General features: G+C 58.9%; 7 protein-coding genes and 1 pseudogene. 6 read left to right on the top strand and 2 right to left on the bottom strand.

Annotated elements, in window-relative coordinates; translation table 11 throughout:
• Nucleotides 1-579 (top strand): lysophospholipid acyltransferase family protein (locus tag AC3IFE_RS26220; RefSeq protein ID WP_489192938.1); only part of this gene is annotated, 579 nt, incomplete at its 5' end.
• A gap of 32 nt (nt 580-611) precedes the next feature.
• Here AC3IFE_RS26220 and AC3IFE_RS26215 read toward each other — a convergent pair.
• Nucleotides 612-1,451, bottom strand: a complete 840-nt coding sequence (locus AC3IFE_RS26215) for a symmetrical bis(5'-nucleosyl)-tetraphosphatase (RefSeq protein WP_489192936.1) — start codon at nt 1,449-1,451, stop codon at nt 612-614.
• Nucleotides 1,452-1,934: 483 nt separating this feature from the next.
• Between AC3IFE_RS26215 and AC3IFE_RS26210 the strand changes: the two genes are divergently transcribed.
• Nucleotides 1,935-2,717: an ABC transporter permease gene (locus AC3IFE_RS26210; RefSeq protein ID WP_069621198.1), complete on the top strand. Its 783-nt coding sequence runs from the start codon at nt 1,935-1,937 to the stop codon at nt 2,715-2,717.
• Between the two features lie 9 nt (nt 2,718-2,726).
• Nucleotides 2,727-3,476: an ABC transporter ATP-binding protein gene (locus AC3IFE_RS26205; protein ID WP_089466805.1), complete on the top strand. Its 750-nt coding sequence runs from the start codon at nt 2,727-2,729 to the stop codon at nt 3,474-3,476.
• 154 nt (nt 3,477-3,630) lie between these two features.
• Here AC3IFE_RS26205 and AC3IFE_RS26200 read toward each other — a convergent pair whose 3' ends face one another.
• Complete coding sequence (locus AC3IFE_RS26200; protein WP_179233373.1) at nt 3,631-3,930, bottom strand: hypothetical protein; 300 nt, start codon at nt 3,928-3,930, stop codon at nt 3,631-3,633.
• A gap of 295 nt (nt 3,931-4,225) precedes the next feature.
• Between AC3IFE_RS26200 and AC3IFE_RS26195 the strand changes: the two are divergent.
• From AC3IFE_RS26195 to AC3IFE_RS26185, 3 genes and pseudogenes are all read left to right on the top strand, one after another.
• Nucleotides 4,226-4,405 (top strand): annotated as a pseudogene (locus AC3IFE_RS26195) (IS256 family transposase); the annotation flags it as partial.
• Between the two features lie 767 nt (nt 4,406-5,172).
• The gene (locus tag AC3IFE_RS26190; protein ID WP_089466806.1) at nt 5,173-6,108 is read left to right on the top strand and encodes a GDP-L-fucose synthase family protein; all 936 of its coding nucleotides are present in this window, start codon (nt 5,173-5,175) and stop codon (nt 6,106-6,108) included.
• Between the two features lie 86 nt (nt 6,109-6,194).
• The coding region (locus AC3IFE_RS26185) for an FkbM family methyltransferase (protein ID WP_489192932.1) at nt 6,195-7,512 on the top strand (1,318 nt) is incomplete at its 3' end.

Raw genomic sequence — 7,512 nt, 5'->3', positions numbered from 1 at the left:
CGGCAGTGGCCTGTCGTCGGCTGGCTCGCCGAGAAGCTCGACACGGTGTTCCTCCAGCGCGAGAAGCGTACCGAGGCGATGCGGATCATGCACGAGATGGCCGAGCGCCTGCGCAACGGTGGCGTGATGTGCGTGTTTCCGGAAGGGACGACGTCCGATGGCCAGGATCTGCTGCCGTTCCATGCGAACCTGTTCCAGGCCGCGGTATCGGCCGGCTGCGCGGTGCAGCCGATCTGCCTGATGTACGAGGACGCGCACGGGCGGCAGTCGGTCGCGCCGGCCTACACGGGCGATTTGTCGCTCGGCAAGTCGCTCGACATGGTGCTGCGCGGCGGCCCGCTCGTCGCGCATCTGTACGTGTGCGAACCGATCGCGCCGGGCGGCGACCGCCGGGCGACGTCCGCCGCGGCGCGCGATGCGATCGTGGCCGCGCTGGCGACGCTGCAGGAGAAGGTCGGCAAGCCGACGGCCGAGTCGCTCGCCGAGTTGCAGAAGCATGCGTATCCGGCGACCGAACTCGGCGCCGACGCGGCGGGCGACGCGACGACCGATGCGCCCGTGCCGGGGCGCGAGGGCTGACGCGCCGAGGGGGCGCGTGAATCAGCGTGTCGTCACTCGCCGCCCGGCGTGCGGCACGCCTCGCACTGCACCTGCGTGACCGTGCGCTGTGCCGGATCGGCCGTCAGCCGAACGGCCGACAACTGGTTTCCCCATACGCATCCCGAATCGAGCGCGACGACGTTGTCGCGCAGCATCAGGCCGAGCGCGGCCCAGTGCCCGAACACGACCGTCACGTCCTCGGTGCGGCGCCCCGGCACGTCGAACCACGGCAGGTAGCCGAGCGGCGCGCTGTCGGGGCCGCCGTTCGCCTTGAATTCCATTGCGCCATCGGGCGTGCAGAAGCGCAGGCGCGTGAACGCGTTGAACGCGACGCGCATCCGGTCGCGTTTTTTCAGGTTCGGGCTCCATTGATTCGGCTCGTTGCCGTACAGGCCTTGCAACGTGTCGCGCCAGTCGGGGGCACGGAGTGCGCGCTGGAGTTCGTCGGCGAGTTCGAGCGCGAGCGTGGCGTCCCATTGCGGTAGCACGCCCGCGTGCACGAGCAGCTTTCCGTCTTCGACATGCACGAACGGGCGGTGGCGCACCCAGTCGAGCAGCGCGTCGGCGTCGGGCGCGTCGAGGATCTCGCCGATGGTGTCGCCCGGGCGTTCGGTGCGCAGGCCGGCGGAGACCGCGAGCAGGTGCACGTCGTGATTGCCGAGCACGACGGTCGCGCGCGGGCCGAGGTCGACGACCGCGCGCAGCGCGGCGAGGGAGCCCGGGCCGCGGTTGACGACGTCGCCGGCGATCCAGAGGGGCGTGTCGGCGGGAGGCGCGAGCTGGTCGAGCAGCGACTGGAATGCGGAATGGCAGCCTTGGATGTCGCCGATGGCGAGGGGGGGGGAGGTCATGGGATCGAGGGGGCGCAAATCTGGGCGTACCGTAGGAAGAAGTTCGACAAAATGGGCCGCTTTCAAGATTACCATCTCACCGAACGAGGCTGATTACGTAGGCTTTTTTCGCAATCGATGCGGGTTTCCGCCGCTGTTTCAAGTTGTTAGCAGCATAGCTTTCGCGTGGGAAGGCTTTCTATAATCACCGGTTTCCCCGTGAAAATTACCATCAGATGACTCTGGCAGGCGTGGTGACCGGGTAAAATGCCGGGCCTAAGGTGGCAGCAGATGATGTTGCCGCTCGCAACATCTGACGTGACAGTGGGCCTAGGCGGCGCTCGCCGTGTACTGCCGGCGCGGAGCCACATCATCTGTGGTCTCGCCCGACCTTTGCGGCGGTGGCTGCGGGTTCGGCATGGGCTCATTGACCGTGCTGGAGCGCTCTGACATGGTCGACGATATTTGTCTTGTGATCCTATTTCTTCATTTTTGAAAGCTTGCATGCTTACCCTCTCACTGGCTGACCTAAAGAAAAGCATAACGGCGTGGCGGTTGTGGACACTGCTCGGCTGGCTTGAAATTCGGCAACGCTATGCGCGTTCGCGGTTGGGGCCGTTCTGGCTGACGATTAGTATGGGTGTGATGATTACGTCGCTGGGCGTCGTCTACGGCACGTTGTTCGGGCAGAAGATCAACGAATATCTGCCGTTTCTAGCGTGCAGCCTCGTGCTTTGGGGGACATTTTCAGCGACCATCCAGGAAGGCAGTGTCGCGTACATCAACAGTGCGCCATACATCCGTCAGATGGCCACTCCGAAGTTGATCTACATCCTGCAGGTGGTCTGGCGGAACCTGATCGTCCTCGCACACAACTTCGTGATAGTCATCGCGCTGATGGCAATTTTCGGCGTGAAGCGCTGGGAGACGCTGCCGATGTTCATTCCGGCGCTACTGCTGTTTGTCGCCAATGCCACGTGGATTGCAATGGTGATCGGCCTGCTGTCGGCCCGCTTCCGTGACTTGCCGCAGATCGTGGGCGCGTTACTCCAGGTCGCGTTCTACGTAACGCCGATTATTTTCCGCCCAGATGCGTTGAATCGGTTCTCGTTCATCGTGGAATGGAATCCGCTCGCTTACCTGATTGACGTTGTGCGCAGCCCCCTGATCGGGCAGATTCCGAGCGGCACGAGCTGGGCGGTAGCGATCGGCATGGCGGTAATCGGATGGCCTGTCGCGCTATACATGACAGGGCGCTACCTGAAGCGCATTCCGTATTGGGTTTGAGGAGGCGCTATGGCATATATTGAATTGAAGAATGTCACGCTTGATCTGCCGATCTTCGACGTGCAGGGGCGTTCGCTTAAGAAGCAGGTGCTCCGCATGGGGCGGCGCAACAGGATCGCAGAAGGGAACGATGGAGTGATCGTCGTACGCGCGCTGGACGACGTGAATCTGCGTTTCGAGCGCGGCGATCGTGTTGGATTGATCGGATATAACGGCGCGGGCAAATCGACTCTGTTGCGGGCGATGGCAGGGATTTATCCTCCGACTTCTGGCGCGCTTTCGCGGGAGGGGAAAGTCGTGCCGTTGCTCGATATCGGCCTTGGCATGGACGAAAATTCGACCGGTATCCAGAACATCCGGCTCCGCGGGTTACTGCTCGGCATGTCCGATGCGGAGATCCGGGCAAAGCAGCGCGAAATTGCTGACTTCTGCGAGCTCGGGGATAGCCTGGACCTGCCGATTCGGACGTATTCCAGCGGGATGAAAGTACGGCTTGCGTTTGCGGTGTCAACGGCGGTGGATGCGGAAATCCTGTTGCTGGACGAAGTGATGGGGGTCGGAGATGCATTGTTCATGCACAAGGCGGAGGCACGGCTGGCGGATCTGCACAGTCGGGCGGAAATAGTCGTACTCGCGATGCACTCGAACTCGGAAATTCGCAAGGTGTGCAACAAGGTGCTCTGGATGGAGCATGGGCGCGTGCGCGCGTTCGGGCCTACGGAAGAGATCGTATCGGCTTACGAGGCGACAACAGGCTGAACGCGTCGACCGGCCAGGAGATCATGCTTGATCGCGTGCGGGATTTGCAGCACACGGCGGAAAGATGTCCCGTGACGGAATCGCTCCTGGCCGAGTGCGATCGACTGCTTGCGTCTTATCGTGTTGGGCCGGTCATGCTGCCCGACATCTGCGTTCAGAACAGCGAATTGCTCGTGATCCGAGCGATGTACTTCGGAAGTGCGCGCAACGTCATAGGTTGCGGCGACGCCTCACCTTTACAAACCGTCCACACGGCGATTCCCGAGCCATAACCGACGCGTGATGTGCCGAGGCCGAGTGTGTGATCTTGCGCATGCAGCGTGTTTTGACTTAGTGATCGTTGGCGGATTGCAGTGCGATACGCGTGTCGCCGAATCGTGGAATGGGCCAGCGACACAATCGGTCGCGGGTTGCCAGACAGCGTGGCCCGATTCATTCGGTACAGTTCATCCATTCGATGTACGTCCTCCGCAAGGCGGCACTGCGTGACGATGTTGTCGCGCGACCGTCGCGGGGGCGACTGTGGCGAAGCCGTAGGTTCGCATTATTTGCTCTGACGAAGACAGGATCGACGCGTCTGGCGTTCATCGCTATCCGTATTTCGAATGCGCTTGGGACTCACGTTTTTTCTATGCACAGAGCATGTTTTGCCGCTTGGGGGCACTTCACAAAGGGCTCGCGGAGACGGGGCGCGGCCCATCCGAAACTCTGTGTGCGAGGCATAAACTGACGGCCAAGGAGCCGCTTTTATGCCACGCACGCGCAAGGAAGAAGTGACGATTGAACCGAGCAAGAGCTCGAACCGAGACCCGACACTGATCAAGCAACTAGTCCCCGAAACTCTGGATCGGGCAACGATCAGCGAGCAACTGGCCGCGCAAGAAGGCGATCTTGGCCGTGCGCTGGGCGGACTCCATATCGGCTTTGAAGGTTCGCGGGATTACGGCATTGCATTGCGCAGCATCGAGCAGCTCGATGCTGCCGGTCGCGCGGCATCTGGATGCCGTCGAATAGACGGTGCGAATCTGCGGTGTCCGGTACCCGCCGCAGCCCGTGCCATCTCTCGTGAGCCTGACCATTCCAACGCTGCGCCCTGCAGTTGATTCGTCGTTGCATCCACAGCATTGTCGCGAAGACGCAGTAATTTGTGGTTTTTGGGTCGTGATGCTGGTTTTTGCTGATCCGAAAGCGACTGATGAGGAAGTGCGCGGGCTCGACGAGGCGAGGTTGATCGTCGCGTGCGACGACGTGAAATTGTGTTGGTCGTGCCCGAGAGGGGCAATTGAAACTTGTGGGCGAAATTTGAGGCTTTATCATTGCACGTCCACTCCGCGCCTGCGAGGACAACCTGGAAAGGCAGGCGCGCACTGTCCCCGAAATTGCCCACATGCATAAGCGCTGAGTTATGCTCGTAGCGGACCATCCTGCTTGCAGCTTGCATCTTTCTTGGGAGCTTGACGACTTCGTCTTCCTGCCCCCAGCCACAGCGCGTCGAGCAATTGCGATGAGGAATCCACGGCCTGTCGTACCGGCTGTCGTCTCCTTCGGAGGTTCAGGGTAGTCGGTAGGGTAGTGTCTGTATAATTGTTGCGGTTTGTAACGTTTGCTGCACCATATGCTCTTCCAACGTTGAACTCGATGCAGTCGCGAGGTGTTTGACGGGAAAGTGAATGGTTAAAATTTGGAGAGGTTAGGAATGGCGGAATCTGAAGAGCGAGTCTTGATCACGGGTGCCGGTGGGGTGATCGGCCATGCATTAAAGCGGGAATTGGCGGACTCGGGGTATTCGAACGTCGTCGCAATCACGAGCAGTGACGTTGATCTTAGAGATCAAAATGCGACTGAAAAAATGTTCGATGAATTGCGCCCGACTATCGTTTTCCATATGGCGGCGCGGGTGTACGGCATCATGGGGAATATGTCCAATCGGGGCATCGCGTATCTGGACAACGTTCGAATCAATACCAACGTAGTCGAGGCTGCGCGTCAAACAGGCTGCAAGAAGTTTGTCGCCATGGGCTCGACAGCTATTTACTCTGATCAAGTGCGTCTCCCGATGTCGGAGGAGGAAATCTGGGTTGGGGCGCCGCATCATTCCGAGGCTCCGTACGCACACAGCAAGCGCGGTATGCTTGCGCAGCTCGAGGCCTACAAAGATCAATACGGAATGGACTACGCATTTTGCGTATCCACCAATCTCTTCGGTCCTCACGATAAATTCGACGAGAAGTTCGGACACGTCATTCCGTCGCTTGTGTCGAAATTCTATCGTGCATCTGTTCTAGGGCAGCCCATCTCCGTCTGGGGGTCTGGGAAGGCTGAACGGGATTTTCTCTTCAGCGGCGACGCAGCGTATGCGCTTCGCCTTATCGCCGAAAATCACTCGGGTGCAATCAATCTGGCGACCGGTCAATCGCACACGATTCGACATACGGTCGACACGCTTTGCAAGATTTCGGGCTTCAGTGGCAGCGTCGAATGGGATGCGACAAAGCCGGATGGCCAAAAATTGCGCGCATACGATATCTCTCGTCTGACGGCGTTGGGTTTCAAACCAAGACTCTCGTTCGACGAAGCGTTGGCGATTACTTATGACTGGTATTGCAAGAATGTAGCGTCCGCCAGAAAGTAATTGCATGGTATTGCCTCTGGTGTGCTTGCATGTAAAGAGGCTGCACACCATCTTTCTAACGTGTGGTCATTCGAGTTGTTTGATCGATGAAATTTGTATCGTACGCGCAGAACTATGAAGATGTGATGCTCCGGCGCGCGCTCGCTAAAGTCGATCGCGGATTCTACATAGATGTTGGCGCCGCCGAGCCGTATGCAGATTCGGTAACGGCGGCATTCTACGAGCGGGGCTGGCGTGGCGTAAATATCGAGCCGATGCCTGGGCCGTTCAATAGGCTGGCCCAGGCCCGACCTCAAGACGTCAATCTACAAGTCGCCGTGGAGAACAAGCAGACGGTCGCCCGGTATTTCGCAGTGGATGGCGGTAACGGGATTTCGACGGGTATTCAAAAGCTTGCCGAAGGGTATAGGAACGCGAACTGGGACATCAGTCAGGTAACGGTTGCGGTCACGACATTGCGCGATATATGCGAAACGTATGTCGGCGAGAGGCCAGTCCATTTCCTCAAGATCGATGTGGAAGGTAACGAAAAAGAGGTGCTGGCGAGTGCCGATTTCAATACCTTTCGCCCTTGGATCATCCTGGTCGAGGCCACGGAGCCGAATTCCCAGATACCGTCCCATGACGACTGGGAAGGTCTCTTGCAGGAAGCGGAATATCATTTCGTCTATTTCGATGGATTGAACCGCTTCTACGTGTCGGCAGAAAAGATGGATGAATTGAAACATGCCTTTATGGTTCCGCCAAACTGGTTTGACGGATTCATTCGAGCATCGGAATTCGACATGATTCAGCGTGCGACGGATCTGGAGCAGCAACTCGTTGAGTCGCAGCGGCAGCTGCAGGAGGCTCGTGACGGATGGTCTTTGGAAAAGGGCGCACGAGAAGAATTAGAGGTGCGATTGAACAGTGCATATCACAACATGACTGATCGGGTGCATGACGAGCAGGCGTCGCAGGGTGTTTTGCAAGACGCAAGCCAAGATCCCGCGATGAAGAATCCCGAGATCTCGCACGAGGAAATCGATCAACTCAAGGCGCGACCTGCGGGAAGTGCGGGAGACCTCGAGAATCATCAGGTCCAATTGGCCGAGTTGCGCGCCCGATTGACCGAGAGTGAAAAGTCCGGACAAGCGCTCAGCGTCGAGCGTGACACCGCCTACCAGGAACTATTCGAGTCATCCAGGCATGCTGCTTGGCTGAGCCAGGAAAGAGTGCGCTTGCAGGAAAGGATCGACGAGTCATCCAGACATGCTGTTTGGGTGAATCAGGAACGGGGACGCTTGCAGGGGAAGGTCGACGAGCTTGAACACATGGTCGATACGCTCCGCTTGCAAGAGGAGCGTGTTTCGGCCGCGCTGCAAGCGGTGTTCCAGAGCACATCGTGGAAATTGACCGGCCCGA

It is taken from the genome of Burkholderia sp. APQ4-4ca, assembly GCF_057837105.1.
Note: the sequence above shows the minus strand (reverse complement) of the source record. Positions and strands in the feature narration are given on the sequence as shown.